The following is an 18,023-nucleotide window of genomic DNA, read 5'->3' as shown; positions in this document are numbered from 1 at the left end:
GAGGCCCGCATGCTGACCGACGGCGTGATCACCCTGGCGGTGATGACCGCCGGCGACGCCGCGGCGCTCGTGGCCGGCGAGGACGACGCCATCGTCCGGCGGCTGGCGGGTGGCCCGGCGACCCCGGCGTCGGCCCAGCGGCACATCCGCGAGCGCGCCGAGGACTGGCGCGGCGACTGGTACCGGGGCGGGACGAAGCTCGCCTGGGGTGTCCGGGACGCCGCGACCGGCGCCCTGGCCGGGACGGCCGAGGTCCAGCTCGTGCAGCCCGAGCTCCCGGCGGGCGCGGCGAACCTGTCCTACAGCGTCTTCCCGCCCTTCCGGGGCCGCGGGTTCGGGTCGAGGGCCGTCGCGCTGATGTGCGCGTTCCTGGCGGCGCGGACCACCGCCACCCTGGCCGTCCTGCGCATCGACGCCGACAACGCCGCCTCGCTGCGCGTGGCCGAGCGCAGCGGGTTCCGGCCGGCCCAGGAGCTCGCGGGTCCCCGCGCGTCGATGCGGTGGTTCGCGCACGACTTGCGGACCCGTCCGGCGGCGGGCCTACAGTCACGCATGTTCTGTCCCGCGTGCGGTCTCGACATGTACTGGGTGGTCGCCGACGACGACCCCGTCGGCGGTTGGTGGCAGTGCGACGACGCGCACCGCTGGCGGCGCGCGTTCGGCGGGTTCGCGCCGCTGGACCCCTGAGTCGCGAGGCCGTGCCGCTCGGTCCCCACGCCCGTCGCACCATGGTCGCCGCCCTCGTGCCCGGGGCGGACGCGCTGGTCGGGCCGTACCGCGACGAGCTCGACCCGACGGCCCGGCGGGGCCTCGGCGCGCACCTCACCCTCGTGTACCCCTTCGTCGAGCCGGCCGACGTCACGTCCGCGACCGTCGACGCCCTGCGCGCGGCGGTGGCCCCGGTGGCGCCGTTCCCCTGCACCTTCGGGGCGCTGCGGTGGTTCGGGGCGCGGGTGCTGTGGCTCGCGCCGGACCCGGTGGCGCCGTTCCGGGAGATCGCCGACCGGATCCGCCGTCACGTCCCCGGCCCGGCTCCCGAGGAGCGCGAGCTCGTCCCGCACCTGACCGTCGGCCTGCGCCGCGCCGCCCCCATGGCGGCGCTGCGGGCCGCCGAGGAGGCGCTCGCCCCGCAGCTGCCGCTGACGGTCCGGATCGACCGCGTGCAGCTCATGGCGCGCACCGAGACCTGGGACGTCGGCGCCGAGGTCCTCCTGCGGGGCTGACCCCGACGGACCGTCAGCGCTTCTGGACGGTGCGGGCGAGGATGCCCAGCGTCGCCTTGAGCGCCTGCTCCGAGATCACCGGGAAGATGTCGCGCTCGGCCCACTCGGGGTGGATGGCCGACCAGTCGTAGTACGAGACGACCCGGGTGCCGTCCTCGACGGGCTCGAGGCGGTAGCCGTAGACGTGCCCGATGTACGGGCGCGCCTGCCCCTCGATCGTCCAGGCGATCTCGTGGTCGGGCTCGTAGACGGTGATGACGACGTCGACGTCGTAGCGCCCGAGGGGGCGGTCGCCGAGCGCCTCGCGGTCCATGTGGACGGTGAAGCGGTCGCCGACGGCCTCCACCGGCTCGCCCGTGGCCTGCATGAGCATGCCCGAGCTGTCGATGGCGACGTGTCCGTGCGGGTCGCGCAGGACGTCGAAGATCGTCGCCGGCTCGGCCTCGATCCAGCGGGGGACCTCGATGCGCTGCTCGCTCACGGTGCGGAGCATGTCACCCCCGGTCATCCGATCGCGGCCGACCCGTCGGGGGACGAGCGGAAACGCCGCCGTAACCCACGACACGTCCCGTCCGGCGACGCTGTGGGGTGACGGACCGGAGGGATCGGGCCGGGGGCGGGAGGACATGACCGACGCGCTCGCCGACGCCGTGCCCGGACCGAGCCCCGAGGACACGGTCGCCGCCCAGGTCCGTCGCCGCCGCGAGGCGCTCGGCCTGTCCAACGGCGCCCTCGCCGCCCGGGCGGGGATCTCCAAGGCGATGTTGTCGAAGATCGAGCACCGCCGGACGTCGTGCAGCCTGTCCACCCTCGCGCGGCTGGCCGACGCGCTCGCGGTGCCGGTGTCCGCCCTGCTGGACGAGGCCCCGGAACGCCACGCCGGGGGTCTCGTGCTCTACGTCCTCGAGGGCGCCCTGGTCTACGGCCACGGGGACGCCCGCCACACGCTGCGCGCCGGCGACGTCCTGGCGCTCGACGGCGAGGGCGAGCACGGCCCGTACGAGCTGCTCGAGGCGCCCGTCCGCTTCCGCTCGGTGGTCAGCCCGGACAGGTGAGGAACACCGCCCGGCCGGCGTGCGTTCCAGCGAGAGCACGCCGAGACCGAGGAGGTCCATCAGTGGCCACACAGACCGCCATCCTGGCCGGTGGATGTTTCTGGGGCGCGCAGGAGCTCCTGCGCAAGCGCCCGGGCATCCTGTCCACCCGGGTCGGCTACTCGGGGGACGAGAACACCCCGAACGCGACCTACCGCCGCCACGGCGACCACGCCGAGGCCGTCGAGGTCGTGTTCGACGACGAGGTGATCTCCTACCGCGAGATCCTGGAGTTCTTCTTCCAGATCCACGACCCGTCGACCCGGGACCGCCAGGGCAACGACAGGGGCCGCAGCTACCGCTCGGCCATCTACTACACGAACCCCGAGCAGGAGCGCGTCGCGCGCGACACCATCGCCGACGTCGACGCGTCGGGCCTGTGGCCCGGCAAGGTCGTCACCGAGGTGGAGCCGGCCGGTGCCTTCTGGGAGGCCGAGCCGGAGCACCAGGACTACCTGCAGAAGCAGCCCTGGGGCTACACCTGCCACTTCGTCCGTCCCGGCTGGGTGCTGCCGCGCCGTGAGACGACCTCGGCGTGACGGCGACGGTCGGCGCCGCGGACACGGACCTCGCCGGCGACTGGGCCGCCTGGCACGCGGAGCGCGAGGACGTCCTGCGCGCTCCGCACGGGTGGCTGAGCCTCACGGGGCTGCACTGGCTGGTGGGCGAGCCCCGCTCGTACCAGGACCTGCCGGGCACCTGGCGGGCCCGTGACGGCGGTGCCGACATCACGGCCGAGGCCGCGGACGGCGTCGTCGTCGACGGCGCCGTGGTGGACGGCACGGCCCGCGTCGAGCCCGTCGACGGCAAGCCCGGTGTGCTCGTGACCGTGGGCGAGCGCCGGGTCGAGGTGATCCGTCGCGAGGAGCACGTCGCGCTGCGGGTCCGCGATCCGCAGGCGCCGACCCTCCAGCGGTTCTCCGGGGTGCCGGCGTTCCCCGTCGACGCGTCGTGGGTGGTCACCGGGCGGTTCGAGCCCTGGGACACGCCGCAGCGCATCGACGTCGACACGGTGATCGACGGCCTGGGCTTCCACCCGACGGCCGTCGGCACCGTGCGCCTCACGGTCGGTGGCGCCGAGCAGGAGCTCGTCGCGCTGGCCGGGCAGGCGGGGGAGCTCAAGCTCCACTTCCGCGACGGGACGTCCGGGCACTCGACCTACGGCGGCGGGCGCACCCTGAGCACCGACGAGCCGGCCGCCGACGGCACCGTGCGGATCGACCTGAACCGCACGATCAACCTGCCGTGCGCGTTCAGCGCGTTCGCGACCTGCCCGCTGCCGCCGGCGGGCAACGTCGTCACGGTGCCCGTGGAGGCGGGGGAGAAGACCCCGGCCTGACGACTGGTTCATTTTTGCAACCACCCGGTGCTACGGTGGGACCATGACCGAACGCACCGGGCGTCAGGCGGGCAAGGTCGTGCTCATCACCGGCGCCGCCCGGGGGCAGGGTCGCAGCCACGCGCTGCGGCTCGCCTCCGAGGGCGCCGATGTGATCGCCGTCGACATCTGCGCGCCGCTCGACGGCGTCGCCTACCCGATGGCCACCCGCGAGGACCTCGACGAGACCGTCGCGGGCATCCGTGAGCGCGGCGGGCGGGTGAGCGCCCACGTCGCCGACGTCCGTGACGCCGACGCCCTCGGCAAGGCCGTCACGGCCGGGGTCGAGGAGCTCGGCGGCGTGGACGTCGTCCTCGCGAACGCCGGGATCGGGATGGCGTCGCCGCATGTCAGCGCCGCGCAGGCGTTCCGCGACCAGCTCGACGTCAACACCGTCGGCGTCTGGAACACCGTGCAGGCCGCCGCGCCGATCATGATCGCGCAGGGGCGCGGCGGCGCGGTCGTCGTCACGAGCTCGTCGATGGGCCTGTCCGGGCGCGGCGGCGACGGCAGCGGCCAGATGGACGGCTACATCGCGAGCAAGCACGCGCTGGTCGGGCTCGTGCGCGGCTGGGCGCACTGGCTCGCGCCGCACTCGATCCGCGTCAACTCGGTGCACCCCTCGGGCGTCGCGACGACGATGGTGCTCAACGACGCCGTCGCCGCCCTGTTCACCGACCCGCCGGCCGGCTCGGGAACAGGCCAGGTGCCCGACGTCGGCAACCTGCTGCCCGTCGGGCTCCTCGAGCCCGGCGACATCACCGCGGCAGTGTCCTGGCTGATCTCCGACGAGGCCCGCTACGTCACCGGCGTCGCGCTCCCCGTCGACGCGGGGTTCACCGTCCGGTGAGCCACCGAGGATCTGCTGCTGCTGATGTGCTGTGACGGAGAGCCGGCCCATGTGAGCGAAGTTCCCGGCTATAGCCGGGAACTTCACTCACGGGTCGTGGGTCAGGGGCGGCAGTCGCGGCAGGGGCGGTAGCCGGCGGCGCGGGCCCGGTCAAGGTTCGCGAACCCGTGGCGGTGGGCGTCGGTGATCCGGCGCGCGTGGTGGCACGACGGGAAGCAGACGACGCCGGTGGTGTCACTGCCGATCAGGCGGGTGCCCGCGGCGGCGAGGTCGGCGACCCGGTCGAGGTCCAGGCCCTCGCCGGCCAGCAGCGTCGCCTTGTCCCCGGCCCCGGAGAGGTACTGCCCGAGGCCGCCGTCGCCGCGCACCACGCGGTGGCAGGGGATGAGCAGCGGGACCGGGTTGCGGGCGAGCGCCGTGCCGACCGCCCGCACGGCCGTCGGGTGCCCGGCCTCGCGGGCCACCCAGCCGTAGGGACGGATCTGGCCTGCCGGGATGCGCGCCGTGGCGGCGAGGACCTTGCGCGCGAAGTCGCCGACGTCGGTGAGGTCGAGCTCCGGCGGCCCGCCGGTCCCGCGCAGGGCGGGCAGCAGGCCCCGGGGCGGGCGCGTCGCCGGGCGCACCGGGCGGCCGTGGCGCGTCCGGTAGTCCTCGAGGAAGACCTCCAGGTCGCCCGCGTACGCGGCGGTCCGGACGAGGCGCACGCCGCCGGCACCGGCGACGGCGTACACCTCGCCGAGCGGGCTCGGCGCGCGCACCCAGCCGTCGACCACGCGGTCGGTCAGGGTCGCGGGCGCCGGCTCGGCGAGGTCGCGCAGGGAGGCCAGCAGGGGGTCGGGGGCCTCTGCGGTCGGGGCGTCGGTCATGCCGTCTCCTCGGTGGTGTCGGCGGTCAGGCGGATCCGGAGCGCCGCGAGCCCACGGGCGGCGTGCGAGCGGGCGGTGCCCTCGCTGCAGGCGAGGACGGCGGCCACCTCGGCGACGGGCAGGTCGACGACGTGGCGCAGCACCACCGCGGTGCGCTGCGCGACCGGCAGCTCGGCGAGCAGCCCGGCCAGCCGGTCGCCGAGGTCGCCGGTCTCGGCGCGCTCGGCCGGTCCGGGGGCCGCGCTCGCGCGGTCGGGCACGGGGCGACGCCGTCGGTCCGGGGCCGGCGGGCGGCGTCGCGACGGTCGTTGCGGGCGGTGTTGAGCAGGATGGTCAGGAGCCAGGGCCGCAGGGTCAGGCCCTCGATGCGCTCCGGGGGTAGCCGCGCAGGGCGCGGTAGGCCCGCAGGAGCGCCTCGGCGGCGAGGTCCTCGGCGTCGGCCGCGCGGTCGGAGGTCCGGCGCGCGACCGCGTGCACCACGTCGCCGTGGGCGCGCACCACCGCCTCGAACCCCGCGTCGAGGTCCTCGACCAGCGCGGTGCGCAGCTGCTCGTCGTCCGCCACGTCCAGGAGAACACCAGACGCCCGCGATCCGTGGCGGGTCGGATTCGTCCAAGCCGTCGACGCCCCGGGACGGCAGGCTGCCGGCATGACCCCGACCGTGCGCCGCATCGTCGCCAACCTCGCCGTCGCCGACCCCGCCGCCGACGCCCCGTTCTGGACCGGCCTGCTCGGGCTCGACACCCCGATGGACATGGGCTGGATCGTCAACCACAGCGTGGGCCCCCACAGCGCGGGCCCATACAGCGCGGGCACCGCCCAGGTGCAGCTCATCAGCCGCGACGCCACCGCCCCGGAGGACAGCCGCGTCTCGGTGGAGGTCGCCGACCTCGCGGCGCTGCAGTCGGTCCACGACGGTGCCGTGGCGGCGGGATACGAGATCGTCCACCCGCTCACCGACGAGCCGTGGGGCGTGCGCCGGTTCTTCGTGCGCACGCCCCAGGGCGTGGTGGTGAACGTGCTCGCCCACCGGTGACCTGACAGGCTCCCGCCCCATGCGGACCTTGATCACCGGAGCGAGCTCGGGGCTGGGCGCGGGCCTGGCCCGCCGGCTCGCCGCGCGCGGACACGACCTCGCGCTCGTCGCCCGGCGCCTCGACCGTCTCGAGGCCCTGCGCGATGAGCTCGCGCCCACCGGGGTCCGGATCGTCGTCGCCGCGCTCGACGTCGACGACCACGACGCGGTCTTCACGACGATCCGCGCGATGCGCGACGAGCTCGGCGGGCTCGACCGCGTGGTCGTCAACGCGGGCCTCGGCAAGGGCGCGCCGATCGGGACGGGACGTTCGACGCCAACCTGGCGACGGCGCGCACCAACTTCGTCGCCGCCCTGGCGCAGTGCGAGGCCGCCATGGAGATCTTCCGCGCCCAGAACGCCGGACACCTCGTCGTCGTGTCCTCGGTGGCCGCCGACCGCGGTCTGAGGGGCGCCCAGACGACGTACGCAGCGACGAAGGCGGGGCTCTCCCACCTCGCCGAGGGCATCCGCGTCGACGTCGCCGACACCCCGATCCGCGTCACGACGCTCGCGCCCGGCTTCATCCGCACCGACCTCAACGAGGGCATGTCGATGCCGTTCGCCGTCGACGCGGAGACCGGCACCGAAGCCATGGCCGTCGCGATCGAGCGCGCGCCCGCCTTCGCGTACGTGCCGACGTGGCCGTGGGCGGCGCTCGGCCGGCTGCTGCGGGTGATGCCGACGCCGATTCTGCGACGTCTCACCTGACTGCCCCACGTGACTACGGTGGTTCGCGTGTCCGAACTGAAGGAACGACTGCGCACCGACCTCACCACCGCGATGAAGGCCCGGGACCAGGTCCGGGTCTCGACGATCCGGATGGCGCTGTCGGCGATCAACACCGAGGAGGTCGCGGGCGAGCAGCACCGCGAGCTCACCGACGAGGAGGTCACCACCGTCCTCGGGCGCGAGTCGAAGAAGCGCCGCGAGTCCGCCGAGGCGTTCGACGGCGCGGGCCGCACGGAGCTCGCCGAGCGGGAGCGCGCCGAGCAGCTCGTGCTGGCCGACTACCTGCCCGCCCAGCTCTCCGACGACGACCTCACGGCGATCGTCGCGGCGGCCATCGCGGAGACCGGCGCCGAGGGTCCGAAGCAGATGGGCGCGGTGATGAAGGTCGTCCAGCCGAAGGTGGCCGGGCAGGCGGACGGCCGGCGCGTGTCCGGCGAGGTGAAGCGCCAGCTGAGCGGCTCGTGACGCCGTTGGGCACCGCGCTCGTCACCGGCGGCGGCACCGGCATCGGCCGGGCCTGCAGCCTCGCGCTGCACCGGGCGGGCCACCCCGTCGCGATCTCGTACCGTCGCTCCGCCGCCGACGCCGGGTCGGTCGTCGACGAGATCACCGCCGACGGCGGCCGGGCGGTCGCCGTGCCGGCCGACGTCACCGACGACGCGGCCGTCCGGGCGATGGTCGCCGCGGCCCGCGAGCAGCTGGGGCCGATCGGGGTGCTGGTGAACAACGCCGGCGCGACGGTCCCGATGCCCCTCGACGACCTCGACGGCGCCACCGACGACGTCTGGCAGCAGATGCTCGCGGTCAACCTCATGGCGCCCTGGTACTGCGCCCGCGCCGCGGTCGACGACCTGCGCGCCGCCGACGACGGCTGCGTCGTCAACATCGGCTCGATCGCCGGGCTCACCGGCAAGGGGTCGTCGCTGCCCTACGCGGTGAGCAAGTCCGCCCTGCACGGGCTGACGCGCTCGCTGGCCCACGCGCTCGCGCCCGTGCGGGTCAACGAGGTGTCCCCGGGCCTCGTGCTGACCCGCTGGTGGGCGGGCGACGAGGACCGGGGCCGCGCGCTCGCCGCCTCGGCCCTGCTCGACCGGGAGACCACGCCCGAGGACGTCGCCGCCGCGGTCCTGGGGGTCGTCACGAGCCGCGCGATCACGGGCCAGACGATCGTCGTGGACGGGGGCCAGACGCTGTAGCGCTCAGGTCGTCAGGGCCCGCTGCAGCAGCACCCCGGCCAGGATCAGCCCCGCGACGGCGATGCCGATGCGCAGCACCGTCGGCGGGAGGCGGCGGGCGATGGCGGGGCCGCAGTAGTTGCCGACGAGCAACCCGCAGGTCAACGGCAGCGCCGCCGACCAGGCGACCTCGCCGACCACCGCGAAGGCGATCGCGGCGACGGCGTTGGACGCGCCGAGCAGCACGTTCTTCACCGCGTTGACGCGCACGAGCGAGTCGGCGAGGGCGCGCACGAGCAGGGCCATCATCACGACGCCCGCGGCGGCGCCGAAGTAGCCGCTGTAGACGCCCACGGCGACGACACCGACGACGGTCGCGGCGCGCCCGCCGCGCGTCGCCACCGGGGCCGCGTCGATCCGCGGGGGCCAGAGCAGCACGAGCGACGCGCCGGCGACGAGGAACGGCACGATGAGGGCGAAGGCGTCGGACGGCGTCACGAGCACGAGGCCGGCGCCGATGGCCCCGCCCAGGATCGTCAGCGGCAGCAGGCGCAGGACGCGGGGCGCCTGGCCCCGCAGCTCGGGGCGGGAGCCGAGCATCGAGCCGACGCTGCTGACCGCGAGGGCGATGGTGTTGGTCTGGTTGGCCGCCACCGGGGAGAGGCCGATCGCCAGCAGCGCCGGGTAGGAGAACAGCGACGCGAGCCCGGCCATCGACCCGGTGAGCCCGGCACCCAGGCCGGCGACCACCAGCAGCACGACGTCCATCGCGCGCCATCCCACCACCGGGAGGCACACGCCGCCCGGCACACTCTCGGGGTGTGGAGCGCCCGCCCGTCCGTGACGTCGACATCCGCGACGAGGGAATCCGCCTCGGTCAGCTCCTGAAGCTCGCCGGTCTCGTCGAGCACGGCGCGGCGGCGCGGGAGGTGCTGGAGGCCGGCGAGGTGACGGTCAACGGCCGGAGCGAGACCCGGCGTGGCCGGCAGATCGCGCCCGGGGATGTCGTGGCCCTCGCGGGGGAGCGGATCCGGGTGCGTCACTCGGACGGTTGATGAGTACAAACAACGAGACTCGGGGTCGACGTCCCGGCGAACCGGGTGGAACGACGGCGACCCCGAGTCTCGGTGGGAACAGCCCCACGGAGAGAGGTCAAGGTGGGGCTGAGCAGTAGCTTAGCGCCCCCGCCCGACACCGTCGTCGCTGGACACGGCGGCCGATCCGGTTGACATCGGGTCGTCCTGCGGTCGTGATCCTGCCGTCACCGTGTGACGGTGACATCACGTTCGGTCACCGCTCGCGGGCGGTCCCGGCAGACCGTGTGATCGGAGGTGAGACCTGCTCTATCGTGGCTCCCGCCCTCGCGTCATGGTCACCATCCCGGCCGCCGCGCGAGGCGGCTCGGCCGGTGGGATACGCCGATCGGGTCCACCGAGAGGAGCGGAGAGTGAGCGAGGGCGACGGCACCGAGCGGCCGCGCCGTCGCGCGCGCGTCGGTCGCACCGGCGCCCGTTTCCCGCGCGGGATCGTCCAGGACGACCCCGAGGACCGGGGCCCGGTCTCGGAGCCCGTCCCCGTCCAGGAGGCGCCCGAGGAGACCCCCGAGGACACCACCCTCGGACGCACCGGGGCCCGGTTCGGCTCGCAGGGCCGCCGCGCCCGCCGGGCGGCCGAGCGCGAGGCGGCCGAGGACGCGGTGGTGCCCGCCCAGGCCGCGCCGCCGCTGCGCCGTTCGGCGGTGTCGCCGCAGCCCGACGCCGACGACGCGCCGACCCTGCCGCTGTTCATCACCGCGACCCCGCCGCCGGAGAGCACGCGCACCCGCGTCCGTCCGTACGTCCGTACCGGCGGGCGCACGAAGGCGCGCGCCGACCTGGCCGTCGAGACCCTCGTGTCCATCCCGTCGCCACGCCCGCCGCTGGAGGACCCCGAGCACGTCGCGCTCGGCGACGTGGTCGGCGACCCGCGCTCGGTCGCCGAGGTCGCCGCCCTGCTCTCGGTGCCGCTCGGCGTCGCCCGTGTGATCATCGACGACATGGCGGGCGCGGGCCTGCTGCTCGTGCACCCGCGGGCCGTCGCCGCCTCCGGCGCCCCGTCCCGCGACATCATGGCGCGCGTGCTGGAGGGGCTGCACAGGTTGTAGAACGGGGGCATGACCGCGACGTCCCCGGCCACGCGCCTCACCGGCTACGCCCACGGCGGCGGCTGCGCCTGCAAGATCCCGCCCGGCGAGCTCGAGGACGTGGTGCGCGGGCTGATGCCGTCGCCGTCGACGACGCGCGAGGGCGAGCTGCTCGTCGGGCTCGAGGACGGGGATGACGCCGCCGCCGTGCGGATCCGCGACGGCCTCGCGCTGATCGCGACCACCGACTTCTTCACCCCCGTCGTCGACGACCCCTACGACTGGGGACGGATCGCGGCGGCCAACGCCCTCTCCGACGTCTACGCCATGGGCGGGCGCCCGGTGATCGCGCTGAACCTGCTGTGCTGGCCGCGCGAGGTGCTGCCCTACGACCTCGCCGCCGAGGTCCTGCGCGGCGGCCTGGCGGTGGCCGACCTCGCCGGCTGCCACGTCGCCGGTGGGCACTCGGTGGACGACCCGGAGCCCAAGTACGGCATGGCGGTCACCGGGATCGCCGACCCCGAGGCCCTGATCCGCAACGACGCCGCGCGCCCGGGCACGCCGCTGACGCTGACCAAGCCCCTCGGCCTCGGCGTGCTCAACAACCGGCACAAGGCCACCGGCGAGTCGTTCGCGGCGGCCGTCGAGGTGATGACCACGCTCAACGCCGAGGCCTCGCGCGCCGCCGTGGCCGCGGGCATCCGGGCGGGCACCGACATCACCGGCTTCGGCCTGCTCGGCCACGCCCACAAGCTCGCGCGGGCGTCCGGGGTCACCGCGGTGATCGACAGTAGCGCGGTGCCGTTCCTGGACGGCGCCCGCGAGGCCGCCCGCGACGCCTACGTGCCCGGCGGCTCGCGGCGGAACCTCGACTGGGTGCGCCCCCACGCGCGCCTCGATGTCGACGACACGATGGCCCTGCTCCTCGCCGACGCCCAGACCTCCGGCGGCCTGCTGCTCGCCGGCGAGATCCCCGGCCACCCCGTGATCGGCGAGATCGTCGCCGCCGAGGAGGGGATGACGCTCCGCGTCACGTGAGGGATCCGGGTCGTCCTGACGACCCAGATCACTCACGTGCGAAGCGTCTGCTCCCAGAGGTCGAGCGCGGCCTCGCGGACCTCGGCGACGTCGACGTCGTGGGTCGCGCTCTCCTCGTGCCCGCACCAGCCGTCGAGCACCCGCATCCCGCACACCCGGCACCCGCCGTGCCAGGAGACGAGCACCCGGTGCCAGACGCGGGTCAGCGGCGCCACGTCCGCGAGGTTGGCGTAGGTGAAGACGGCGACGGTCGGGGTGCCGACGGCGCCCGCGAGGTGCCGCGGCCCCGAGTCGTTGCCGAGCACCAGCGTCGCGCGCGACAGCAGCCCGACCAGGCCCGGCAGGTCGAGGGTGCCCACGGCCGTCTCGGGGGTCGAGCGCATGCCCGAGACCACGCGGGCGACCCGCTCGGCCTCCGACGGCCCGCCCGCGACGACCACCCGGGCACCGCGATCGGCGAGGTCCTGGGCGATCGCCCCGAGGCGTTCCTCCGGGTAGCAGCGCCGCGCGTCGGTGGCGCCGGGGTGGACGACGAGCAGCGGCGCGTCGCCGGCCGGCACCACCGTGCGCGAGGACGCGAGATCCTCGGCCGTGACCTCGACGCTCGGCTCCACGCGCGTCGGCGTGGCCCCGGCGGCGGCGGCCACCTCGAGCCAGCGCACGGTGTCGTGCTGGAAGGGCCAGTACGGCACCCAGCGGTCGGGGCGCGGCGCGTCCGGGGTCGCCGACCCCGCCGTCACGCGGGCGCCCAGCCGCAGCAGCAGCGCGTTGGAGTTCCGCCCGCCGCCGTGCATCTGCACCGCGAGGTCGTAGCCGTACGCCCGCTGCTCGACGGCCCAGGCCTCGACCTCGTCCGCGCTCGCGTCCGGCTCGGGACCGACCCGCACGCCGGGCATCAGGGGCACGGTGACGACCCGGTCGACCGGCGAGGGCCGGCCCGCGAGCAGCCCGACGTGGTGCTGGGCGCCGAGCAGCGTGATCTCGGCGTCGGGGTAGGTGGCGCGCAGGGCGGCCAGCGCGGGCTCGGCGACGACGTAGTCGCCGAGGCCGTTGGCCCGCAGCACCGCGAGGCGCCGGACGTCGGGGACCGGGGGAGCGGGGGTGGCGGGCAGGCCGAGGGCGGGACCGGCCGCGGGGGACGTCGCGCGGGAAGCCGAAGAGCGGGGCTCGACACTCGAGCCGGGAACGATCACGGCCGAGAGCCTACGGTCGGGGTATGGCAGCAGAGCAGCGCGCAGCGGTGGTGACCGGATCGGGCAGCGGGATCGGCCGGGCGATCGTCGATCGCCTCCACGGGGACGGGTGGTCGGTCCTCGGTGTCGACCTCAAGGCCGACGAGACCCTCCCCGGCCCCTCCCTCGGCGCCGACCTCACCACCCGCGAGGGCAACCGCGCCGCGATCGACACGGCGCTCGAGCAGTTCGGCCGCCTCGACCTCGTCGTGCCCAACGCCGGCTTCCAGCACGTCTCGCCGGTGGCCGACTTCGACGAGGACCGCTGGGACGCCCTCCAGGCGATCCTGCTGACCAGCCCGTTCCTGCTGGCCAAGTACGCGTGGCAGGCCCTGCGCGCGGCCCCGGAGGGCGGGCGCTTCGTCGCCATCGCCTCGGCGCACGCCCTGGCCGCCTCGCCGTACAAGGCGGGCTACGTCTCGGCGAAGCACGGCGTCCTCGGGCTGGTGAAGACCCTCGCGCTCGAGGGCGCCGAGGACCGGATCACCGCCACGGCCGTCTGCCCCGGCTACGTGCGCACCCCGCTGGTCGAGAAGCAGATCGCCGACCAGGCCCGCGCCCACGGGATCAGCGAGGACCGGGTGATCGAGGAGGTCATCCTCACCCCGCACGCCCGCAAGCGGCTGATCGAGCCCTCCGAGGTGGCCGACGTGGTCGCGTTCCTGCAGACCCCGGCCGGGTCCACCTTCACCGGATCCCCGGTGACGATGGACATGGGCTGGACGGCGCGCTGACCCTGCTGTGCCCGGAGGGTCCGGGGGATACTCGCCGCCGTGACCCTCCGCGAGCTCGCCGGCGAGCGATGGCTCACCGTGCCCAACGCGCTGAGCTTCGTGCGCCTGCTCGGGGTGCCGCTGTTCCTCTGGCTGCTGCTGGGGCCGCAGGCCGACGGCTGGGCGCTCGTCGTCCTGGTGGCCAGCGGGATCACCGACTGGCTCGACGGCCGGCTCGCGCGCGCCCTCGACCAGTACAGCCGCCTCGGGGAGCTGCTCGACCCGTTGGCCGACCGGCTCTACACCGTGGCGACGCTGGTCGCGTTCCTCATCCGCGGGATCGTGCCGTGGTGGGTGCTGGTGCTGATCATCGGTCGTGACCTCGTCGTCTCGCTCGCGCTGCCGCTGCTGCGACGCAAGGGCTACCTGGCCTTCCCGGTGCTCTACATCGGCAAGGCCGCGACGCTCAACCTGCTCTACGCGTTCCCGCTGCTGCTGCTCGCGCAGATGGACTGGGCCGGCGCCGACATCGCCCGCCCGTTCGCCTACGCGTTCACGGTGTGGGGGGTCGCACTGCACCTGTGGTCCGGCGCGCTCTACCTCGTCCAACTCGTGCGTTCCCCGGTCGCGACGGCGTGACGTGCACGGTCCCGGCTTGGCCCGCCGGTGTCCGGCGCTCTAGCCTGCCGCCGCCGCCCGGGGAGCCGGGCCGCACCGAGCACCAACCCCTGACGTGAGGAGTCGCCGGTGGTCCCCGAGGGCCTGCGCTACACCGCCGAGCACGAGTGGATCACCACGAGCGAGGCCGACCCGTCGGTCGTCCGCGTCGGCATCACCGACTACGCCCAGGACCAGCTCGGCGACGTCGTGTACGTCCAGCTGCCCTCGGTGGGGGCGACGGTGTCCTCCGGCGAGTCCGTCGCGGAGGTCGAGTCCACCAAGTCGGTCTCGGAGATCTACGCGCCGCTCGACGGCGAGGTCACCGCGGTCAACGACGGGCTGGCGGACACCCCGGAGCTCATCAACTCCGACCCGTACGGCTCGGGCTGGATGATGGAACTGCGCCTGCCCGACGCGCGCGCCCTCGAGGACCTGCTCGACGCGGCCGCCTACCAGGAGATCATCGACGGCTCCTGACCGTCCGCGGACCCTCGTCCGTGGAGCCCGGACGGCCGTCACCGTTGACGCTCCGCCACAGCACGCGGACTCTCGCTCACGGTGGGTGGGGAGGGCCTCGACCCCGTGACGGGGACCGGTACCGTGACGGCCACCTCGCGACGATCCGTCACCGAGGCCGGGGACGGGGCCCCTTCCAGGGTCCCGGAGCCGGCCGGGGGCGGGCGGGACACCTCGATCACGCACGAGACCGAGCACGACACGACGGAGGAGCACGGTGAGCACAGGCGGTCCCCCGGTCCCCCCCGAGCGTCAGGGCGAGACGACGTCGGTCTTCCGGGCCGACTTCCTGGCCGAGCCCGAGACCGAGTCCCGCGGCGCCCCGGTGTCCGGGGTCGACGCGCTGCCCACGGGCTCCGCGCTGCTGGTGGTCAAGCGCGGCCCCAACGCCGGGTCGCGCTTCCTCCTCGACCGCGACACCACGAGCGCCGGGCGGCACCCCGACTCGGACATCTTCCTCGACGACGTCACCGTCTCCCGCCGGCACGCGGAGTTCCGCCGCGACGGCGCGGAGTTCGTGGTGGTGGACGTCGGCAGCCTCAACGGCACGTACGTCAACCGCGAGCCCGTGGACACCGCGGTGCTCGCCAACGGCGACGAGGTGCAGATCGGCAAGTTCCGCCTCGTCTTCCTCACCGGTCCCCGTGACGGCGGGTCGGCCGGGGCGGGGGCGGGGCTGGAGTGACCGCCGCCGGGCTGTCCGAGCCGGGGGGATCCCCCCTCTCGATCGGCTCGGTGCTCGACGCGCTGCGTGCCGACTTCCCGGAGATCACGATCTCCAAGATCCGGTTCCTCGAGTCCGAGGGCCTGATCCGTCCGGCGCGCACCCCGGCGGGCTACCGGCAGTTCTCGCACGCCGACGTCGTGCGCCTGCGCTTCGTGCTGTCCGCGCAGCGCGACCACTACCTGCCCCTCAAGGTCATCCGGGCCCGGCTCGACGAGTTCGACCGCAACCCCGTCGACGGCGGCCCGACGCTGCCGGGGGAGACCCCGGGCGGCGTCGACGGCGCGCTCGCGACGGCGGCCCCGCCGAGTCCGGGGGGCCCGGGGGACCGGGCGGCCCCGGTGGCCCCGGTGGCCCGACCACGCCCGCCGGCCCGAGCGCCGCGGCCACCGCCCGCGTGCGCAGCCTCGCCTCGGTGGCCGACCGCGTCGAGCCCGACGAGGACCCCGACGGCGCCCGCACCGCGCGCGGGGACACCGTGAGCCGCGACGTGCTGCTCGCCGAGGACGGCGTGGACGCCTCGCTGCTCGACGGCCTCGAGCACCACGGCATCCTGCGTGCCGACGCCGACGGCCGCTACGAGCCCGAGGACGTCCTGGTCGCGCGCACCGCGGCCTCGCTCGCGCGTCTCGGCGTCGAGCCGCGTCTGCTGCGCTCGGCGCGCGCCAGCGCGGACCGCGAGGTGGGCCTGCTCGCCCAGCTCGTCACCCCCGTCGCCCGCAGCCGCGGCCCCGAGGCCGCGCGCCGCGCCGAGGAGCTCTCGGCCGAGCTGGCGGCGCTCTCCGGACGCCTGCACGCGCTGCTCGTCGGGTCGGGCCTGCGCCACGGTCTCAAGCGCTGAACCGGCCCGTCACGAGGGCGTCACACGGCCCTCGGCCCGCTGGGCGACGGAGCCCGCGGACGCCCTCGCGGACTCGGGCGCGGGGGTTCCCGAGCGTGTAGCGTCTCGATCCGTCGATCGAAGGAGGCGAGCCGCATGAGCGAGATGCGTGTCGTGGGGGTTCGGGTCGAGCTCCCCGCGAACCAGCCGATCCTCCTTCTCCGGGAGGCCGAGGGCGACCGGTACCTGCCGATCTGGATCGGCTCCGTCGAGGCCACGGCGATCGCCCTCGAGCAGCAGGGCGTCAAGCCCGCCCGCCCGCTCACCCACGACCTGCTCAAGGACGTGCTGGGTGCGCTGGATCGCCGGCTCGAGCAGGTCCGGATCATCGACCTGCAGGAGGGCACCTTCTACGCCGAGCTGGTGTTCGACGGCGACATCCGCGTCTCCGCCCGCCCCAGCGACTCGGTGGCCCTCGCGCTGCGGGTCGGTGTGCCGATCCACGCCGAGGAGGGTGTGCTCTCCGAGGCCGGTCTGGTGATCCCGGACGAGCAGGAGGACGAGGTCGAGAAGTTCCGCGAGTTCCTCGACTCCGTGTCCCCCGAGGACTTCCGCGGGGCGGATACTTAGTGTCGCGCCAGGTCCGAGCGCTGACCTCACGCTCCTTCGTCGCGTGACGTCAGCCGTCGGACGGCGCGAAGTACGGGGGCGGTACTCTCACCCTGAAGTCAAGGTCGAGAGTCGCCGCGCGTCGCGTTGACCCCCATCTCCGCCGCTCGTACCGTCGGCGCCACAACGGAACGAGGGAGGCAATCGGTGAGCGGTGGTCAGGACGGCGGACCCGCCGGCCCCGAGCTCGAGCCCCTCGGTCCGGAGGGCGAGCAGGGCTCGCTGTTCGCCGAGGAAGTGTTCGGCGACGGGCCGCCCTCGGGTGACGTCGTCGGGTACCGCGGGCCCGCCGCGTGCCAGATCGTCGGCATCACCTACCGCCAGCTCGACTACTGGGCGCGCACCAAGCTCGTGGTCCCGAGCATCCGCTCCGCGACGGGCTCCGGCTCCCAGCGGCTGTACTCGTTCAAGGACCTCGCGGTGCTCAAGGTGGTCAAGAACCTCCTCGACACCGGCGTCTCGCTGAACAACATCCGGGTCGCCGTCGAGCAGCTGCGCCGCCACGGCGTGCGCGACCTCGCGCGCATCACCCTGTTCTCCGACGGGGTCACCGTCTACGAGTGCACCTCCCCGGAGGAGGTCGTCGACCTGCTGCAGGGTGGCCAGGGCGTCTTCGGGATCGCCGTCGGCGGGGCCATGCGGGAGATCTCCGGCAGCATCGCGCGCTTCCCCGCCGAGCGGGCCGACACCGCCGTCGTCGACCCGTCGCCGGAGGACGAGCTGGCCTCGCGCCGCAACCGTGGAGCCCGCTCCGCCGGCTGACACCCAGCGGGTGACACGGGCCACGCGGACGCTGGGTCCGACCGCCCGACTGCGCTACCCTCGTCCCGTCGTACTTGGACACCGCGCGGGAGAGACCTGCACACAGAAGCCTCTGGCCGCAGGCGCCGAAGGAGCAACTCCTCCCCGGAACCTCTCAGGCATCCCAGACCGCGCGGAGGAGACGACCTCTGGAAAGAGGTGATCGGTTCCGGCCCCGGCCGGGATCGACCACCCGCCGATGGTGCAAGCCGAGGGTGAGCCCACCTCACCGGCGAAGCTCTCAGGCGCCCGCACGGTAGCGGGCAGCGGCAGAGGGGGAGGCCGTACGCGACGGACGGCACGATGATGGTGCTGTCCGCGGCGTGCGAGGCCCC

25 protein-coding genes, 2 pseudogenes and 1 riboswitch are annotated in these 18,023 nt (G+C 74.8%); of the genes and pseudogenes, 21 read left to right on the top strand and 6 right to left on the bottom strand.

Annotated elements, in window-relative coordinates:
• Positions 1-9 precede the first annotated feature (9 nt).
• Both ACQPYN_RS18065 and ACQPYN_RS18060 read left to right on the top strand, forming a co-directional pair.
• Positions 10-687: a GNAT family N-acetyltransferase gene (locus ACQPYN_RS18065; protein ID WP_433025581.1), complete on the top strand. Its 678-nt coding sequence runs from the start codon at positions 10-12 to the stop codon at positions 685-687.
• A gap of 41 nt (positions 688-728) precedes the next feature.
• Positions 729-1,223, top strand: a complete 495-nt coding sequence (locus tag ACQPYN_RS18060; RefSeq protein ID WP_433025578.1) for a 2'-5' RNA ligase family protein — start codon at positions 729-731, stop codon at positions 1,221-1,223.
• 13 nt (positions 1,224-1,236) lie between these two features.
• Here ACQPYN_RS18060 and ACQPYN_RS18055 read toward each other — a convergent pair whose 3' ends face one another.
• Positions 1,237-1,704, bottom strand: coding sequence for an SRPBCC family protein (locus ACQPYN_RS18055; RefSeq protein ID WP_433025575.1), 468 nt, complete (start codon positions 1,702-1,704; stop codon positions 1,237-1,239).
• A gap of 145 nt (positions 1,705-1,849) precedes the next feature.
• On the opposite strand from ACQPYN_RS18055, the gene ACQPYN_RS18050 reads away from it, so the two are divergent.
• From ACQPYN_RS18050 to ACQPYN_RS18035, 4 genes are all read left to right on the top strand, one after another.
• Entirely contained in the window at positions 1,850-2,278 is a 429-nt protein-coding gene (locus ACQPYN_RS18050; RefSeq protein WP_433025572.1) for a helix-turn-helix domain-containing protein, read from the top strand.
• 62 nt (positions 2,279-2,340) lie between these two features.
• Positions 2,341-2,856 carry a peptide-methionine (S)-S-oxide reductase MsrA gene (msrA, locus tag ACQPYN_RS18045; RefSeq protein ID WP_433025569.1) on the top strand — a complete coding sequence of 172 codons (516 nt, stop codon included), beginning with the start codon at positions 2,341-2,343 and terminating at the stop codon, positions 2,854-2,856.
• Positions 2,853-3,656 (top strand): DUF1684 domain-containing protein, encoded by an 804-nt coding sequence (locus ACQPYN_RS18040; protein ID WP_433025566.1) that lies wholly within the window; start codon positions 2,853-2,855, stop codon positions 3,654-3,656. The genes msrA and ACQPYN_RS18040 overlap by 4 nt, the downstream gene beginning before the upstream one ends.
• A gap of 43 nt (positions 3,657-3,699) precedes the next feature.
• Positions 3,700-4,545 (top strand): mycofactocin-coupled SDR family oxidoreductase, encoded by an 846-nt coding sequence (locus ACQPYN_RS18035; RefSeq protein WP_433025564.1) that lies wholly within the window; start codon positions 3,700-3,702, stop codon positions 4,543-4,545.
• Between the two features lie 101 nt (positions 4,546-4,646).
• On the opposite strand, the gene ACQPYN_RS18030 is transcribed toward ACQPYN_RS18035, so the two are convergent.
• The 3 genes from ACQPYN_RS18030 to ACQPYN_RS18020 form a co-directional block, all read right to left on the bottom strand.
• Positions 4,647-5,411, bottom strand: a complete 765-nt coding sequence (locus ACQPYN_RS18030; RefSeq protein WP_433025561.1) for a methylated-DNA--[protein]-cysteine S-methyltransferase — start codon at positions 5,409-5,411, stop codon at positions 4,647-4,649.
• A complete protein-coding gene (locus ACQPYN_RS18025) occupies positions 5,408-5,671 on the bottom strand; it encodes an RNA polymerase sigma factor (RefSeq protein ID WP_433025558.1) in 264 nt (87 codons plus the stop codon). Before ACQPYN_RS18025 ends, ACQPYN_RS18030 begins: the two co-directional genes overlap by 4 nt.
• Positions 5,672-5,765: 94 nt before the next feature.
• Positions 5,766-5,975, bottom strand: coding sequence for a sigma factor (locus ACQPYN_RS18020; protein WP_433025555.1), 210 nt, complete (start codon positions 5,973-5,975; stop codon positions 5,766-5,768).
• A gap of 85 nt (positions 5,976-6,060) precedes the next feature.
• Here ACQPYN_RS18020 and ACQPYN_RS18015 point away from each other — a divergent pair, with 85 nt between their 5' ends.
• From ACQPYN_RS18015 to ACQPYN_RS18000, 4 genes and pseudogenes are all read left to right on the top strand, one after another.
• The gene (locus ACQPYN_RS18015; protein WP_433025552.1) at positions 6,061-6,447 is read left to right on the top strand and encodes a VOC family protein; all 387 of its coding nucleotides are present in this window, start codon (positions 6,061-6,063) and stop codon (positions 6,445-6,447) included.
• A 19-nt stretch (positions 6,448-6,466) separates the two neighbouring features.
• A pseudogene (locus tag ACQPYN_RS18010) lies at positions 6,467-7,197 on the top strand (SDR family oxidoreductase).
• 27 nt (positions 7,198-7,224) lie between these two features.
• Positions 7,225-7,683: a GatB/YqeY domain-containing protein gene (locus tag ACQPYN_RS18005; protein WP_433025549.1), complete on the top strand. Its 459-nt coding sequence runs from the start codon at positions 7,225-7,227 to the stop codon at positions 7,681-7,683.
• The gene (locus ACQPYN_RS18000; RefSeq protein ID WP_433025546.1) at positions 7,680-8,414 is read left to right on the top strand and encodes an SDR family NAD(P)-dependent oxidoreductase; all 735 of its coding nucleotides are present in this window, start codon (positions 7,680-7,682) and stop codon (positions 8,412-8,414) included. The genes ACQPYN_RS18005 and ACQPYN_RS18000 overlap by 4 nt, the downstream gene beginning before the upstream one ends.
• A gap of 3 nt (positions 8,415-8,417) precedes the next feature.
• Here ACQPYN_RS18000 and ACQPYN_RS17995 read toward each other — a convergent pair whose 3' ends face one another.
• A complete protein-coding gene (locus ACQPYN_RS17995; RefSeq protein ID WP_433025543.1) occupies positions 8,418-9,161 on the bottom strand; it encodes a sulfite exporter TauE/SafE family protein in 744 nt (247 codons plus the stop codon).
• Between the two features lie 53 nt (positions 9,162-9,214).
• Here ACQPYN_RS17995 and ACQPYN_RS17990 point away from each other — a divergent pair, with 53 nt between their 5' ends.
• From ACQPYN_RS17990 to selD, 3 genes are all read left to right on the top strand, one after another.
• Positions 9,215-9,448, top strand: coding sequence for an RNA-binding S4 domain-containing protein (locus tag ACQPYN_RS17990; protein ID WP_433025540.1), 234 nt, complete (start codon positions 9,215-9,217; stop codon positions 9,446-9,448).
• Between the two features lie 392 nt (positions 9,449-9,840).
• Positions 9,841-10,536: a DUF742 domain-containing protein gene (locus ACQPYN_RS17985; RefSeq protein WP_433025538.1), complete on the top strand. Its 696-nt coding sequence runs from the start codon at positions 9,841-9,843 to the stop codon at positions 10,534-10,536.
• Positions 10,537-10,545: 9 nt separating this feature from the next.
• Positions 10,546-11,553: a selenide, water dikinase SelD gene (selD, locus tag ACQPYN_RS17980; protein WP_433025535.1), complete on the top strand. Its 1,008-nt coding sequence runs from the start codon at positions 10,546-10,548 to the stop codon at positions 11,551-11,553.
• Between the two features lie 32 nt (positions 11,554-11,585).
• Here selD and ACQPYN_RS17975 read toward each other — a convergent pair whose 3' ends face one another.
• On the bottom strand, positions 11,586-12,746 hold the full coding sequence (locus ACQPYN_RS17975) for a glycosyltransferase family 9 protein (RefSeq protein ID WP_433025532.1): 1,161 nt from the start codon (positions 12,744-12,746) through the stop codon (positions 11,586-11,588).
• A 23-nt stretch (positions 12,747-12,769) separates the two neighbouring features.
• Between ACQPYN_RS17975 and ACQPYN_RS17970 the strand changes: the two genes are divergently transcribed.
• The 8 genes and pseudogenes from ACQPYN_RS17970 to ACQPYN_RS17935 all read left to right on the top strand — a co-directional run bounded on the left by ACQPYN_RS17970 (position 12,770) and on the right by ACQPYN_RS17935 (position 17,649).
• Positions 12,770-13,519: an SDR family oxidoreductase gene (locus tag ACQPYN_RS17970; protein WP_433025529.1), complete on the top strand. Its 750-nt coding sequence runs from the start codon at positions 12,770-12,772 to the stop codon at positions 13,517-13,519.
• A 39-nt stretch (positions 13,520-13,558) separates the two neighbouring features.
• Entirely contained in the window at positions 13,559-14,137 is a 579-nt protein-coding gene (locus ACQPYN_RS17965) for a CDP-alcohol phosphatidyltransferase family protein (protein ID WP_433025526.1), read from the top strand.
• A gap of 108 nt (positions 14,138-14,245) precedes the next feature.
• The gene (gcvH, locus tag ACQPYN_RS17960) at positions 14,246-14,635 is read left to right on the top strand and encodes a glycine cleavage system protein GcvH (RefSeq protein ID WP_433025523.1); all 390 of its coding nucleotides are present in this window, start codon (positions 14,246-14,248) and stop codon (positions 14,633-14,635) included.
• Between the two features lie 256 nt (positions 14,636-14,891).
• Positions 14,892-15,359: a glycogen accumulation regulator GarA gene (gene garA, locus ACQPYN_RS17955; protein ID WP_274190505.1), complete on the top strand. Its 468-nt coding sequence runs from the start codon at positions 14,892-14,894 to the stop codon at positions 15,357-15,359.
• Positions 15,356-15,655 (top strand): annotated as a pseudogene (locus ACQPYN_RS17950) (MerR family transcriptional regulator); the annotation flags it as partial. The gene garA and the pseudogene ACQPYN_RS17950, both read left to right, overlap by 4 nt.
• Positions 15,656-15,813: 158 nt before the next feature.
• Positions 15,814-16,239 (top strand): hypothetical protein, encoded by a 426-nt coding sequence (locus tag ACQPYN_RS17945; protein WP_433025519.1) that lies wholly within the window; start codon positions 15,814-15,816, stop codon positions 16,237-16,239.
• 135 nt (positions 16,240-16,374) lie between these two features.
• Positions 16,375-16,848: a bifunctional nuclease family protein gene (locus tag ACQPYN_RS17940; RefSeq protein ID WP_133828637.1), complete on the top strand. Its 474-nt coding sequence runs from the start codon at positions 16,375-16,377 to the stop codon at positions 16,846-16,848.
• Positions 16,849-17,034: 186 nt separating this feature from the next.
• Positions 17,035-17,649, top strand: a complete 615-nt coding sequence (locus tag ACQPYN_RS17935; protein ID WP_420791795.1) for a MerR family transcriptional regulator — start codon at positions 17,035-17,037, stop codon at positions 17,647-17,649.
• Between the two features lie 76 nt (positions 17,650-17,725).
• Positions 17,726-17,830, top strand: a riboswitch (glycine riboswitch).
• Positions 17,831-18,023: the final 193 nt, after the last annotated feature.

The sequence above is a fragment of the Actinomycetospora sp. CA-053990 genome (assembly GCF_050948445.1).
GTDB classification, from domain to species: domain Bacteria; phylum Actinomycetota; class Actinomycetes; order Mycobacteriales; family Pseudonocardiaceae; genus Actinomycetospora; species Actinomycetospora callitridis.
This window is presented reverse-complemented; position numbering and strand designations above follow the sequence as displayed.

What these genes read in the sequence shown, in the direction of transcription:
- ACQPYN_RS18050 (WP_433025572.1), top strand. Translation starts at nt 1,850, where the DNA reads ATGACCGACGCGCTCGCCGACGCCGTGCCCGGACCGAGCCCCGAGGAC.
- ACQPYN_RS18015 (WP_433025552.1), top strand. Translation starts at nt 6,061, where the DNA reads ATGACCCCGACCGTGCGCCGCATCGTCGCCAACCTCGCCGTCGCCGAC.
- ACQPYN_RS17940 (WP_133828637.1), top strand. Translation starts at nt 16,375, where the DNA reads ATGAGCGAGATGCGTGTCGTGGGGGTTCGGGTCGAGCTCCCCGCGAAC.
- ACQPYN_RS17970 (WP_433025529.1), top strand. Translation starts at nt 12,770, where the DNA reads ATGGCAGCAGAGCAGCGCGCAGCGGTGGTGACCGGATCGGGCAGCGGG.
- ACQPYN_RS17995 (WP_433025543.1), bottom strand. Translation starts at nt 9,161, where the DNA reads ATGGACGTCGTGCTGCTGGTGGTCGCCGGCCTGGGTGCCGGGCTCACC.
- ACQPYN_RS18030 (WP_433025561.1), bottom strand. Translation starts at nt 5,411, where the DNA reads ATGACCGACGCCCCGACCGCAGAGGCCCCCGACCCCCTGCTGGCCTCC.
- selD (WP_433025535.1), top strand. Translation starts at nt 10,546, where the DNA reads ATGACCGCGACGTCCCCGGCCACGCGCCTCACCGGCTACGCCCACGGC.
- ACQPYN_RS18035 (WP_433025564.1), top strand. Translation starts at nt 3,700, where the DNA reads ATGACCGAACGCACCGGGCGTCAGGCGGGCAAGGTCGTGCTCATCACC.
- ACQPYN_RS18060 (WP_433025578.1), top strand. Translation starts at nt 729, where the DNA reads ATGGTCGCCGCCCTCGTGCCCGGGGCGGACGCGCTGGTCGGGCCGTAC.
- ACQPYN_RS18065 (WP_433025581.1), top strand. Translation starts at nt 10, where the DNA reads ATGCTGACCGACGGCGTGATCACCCTGGCGGTGATGACCGCCGGCGAC.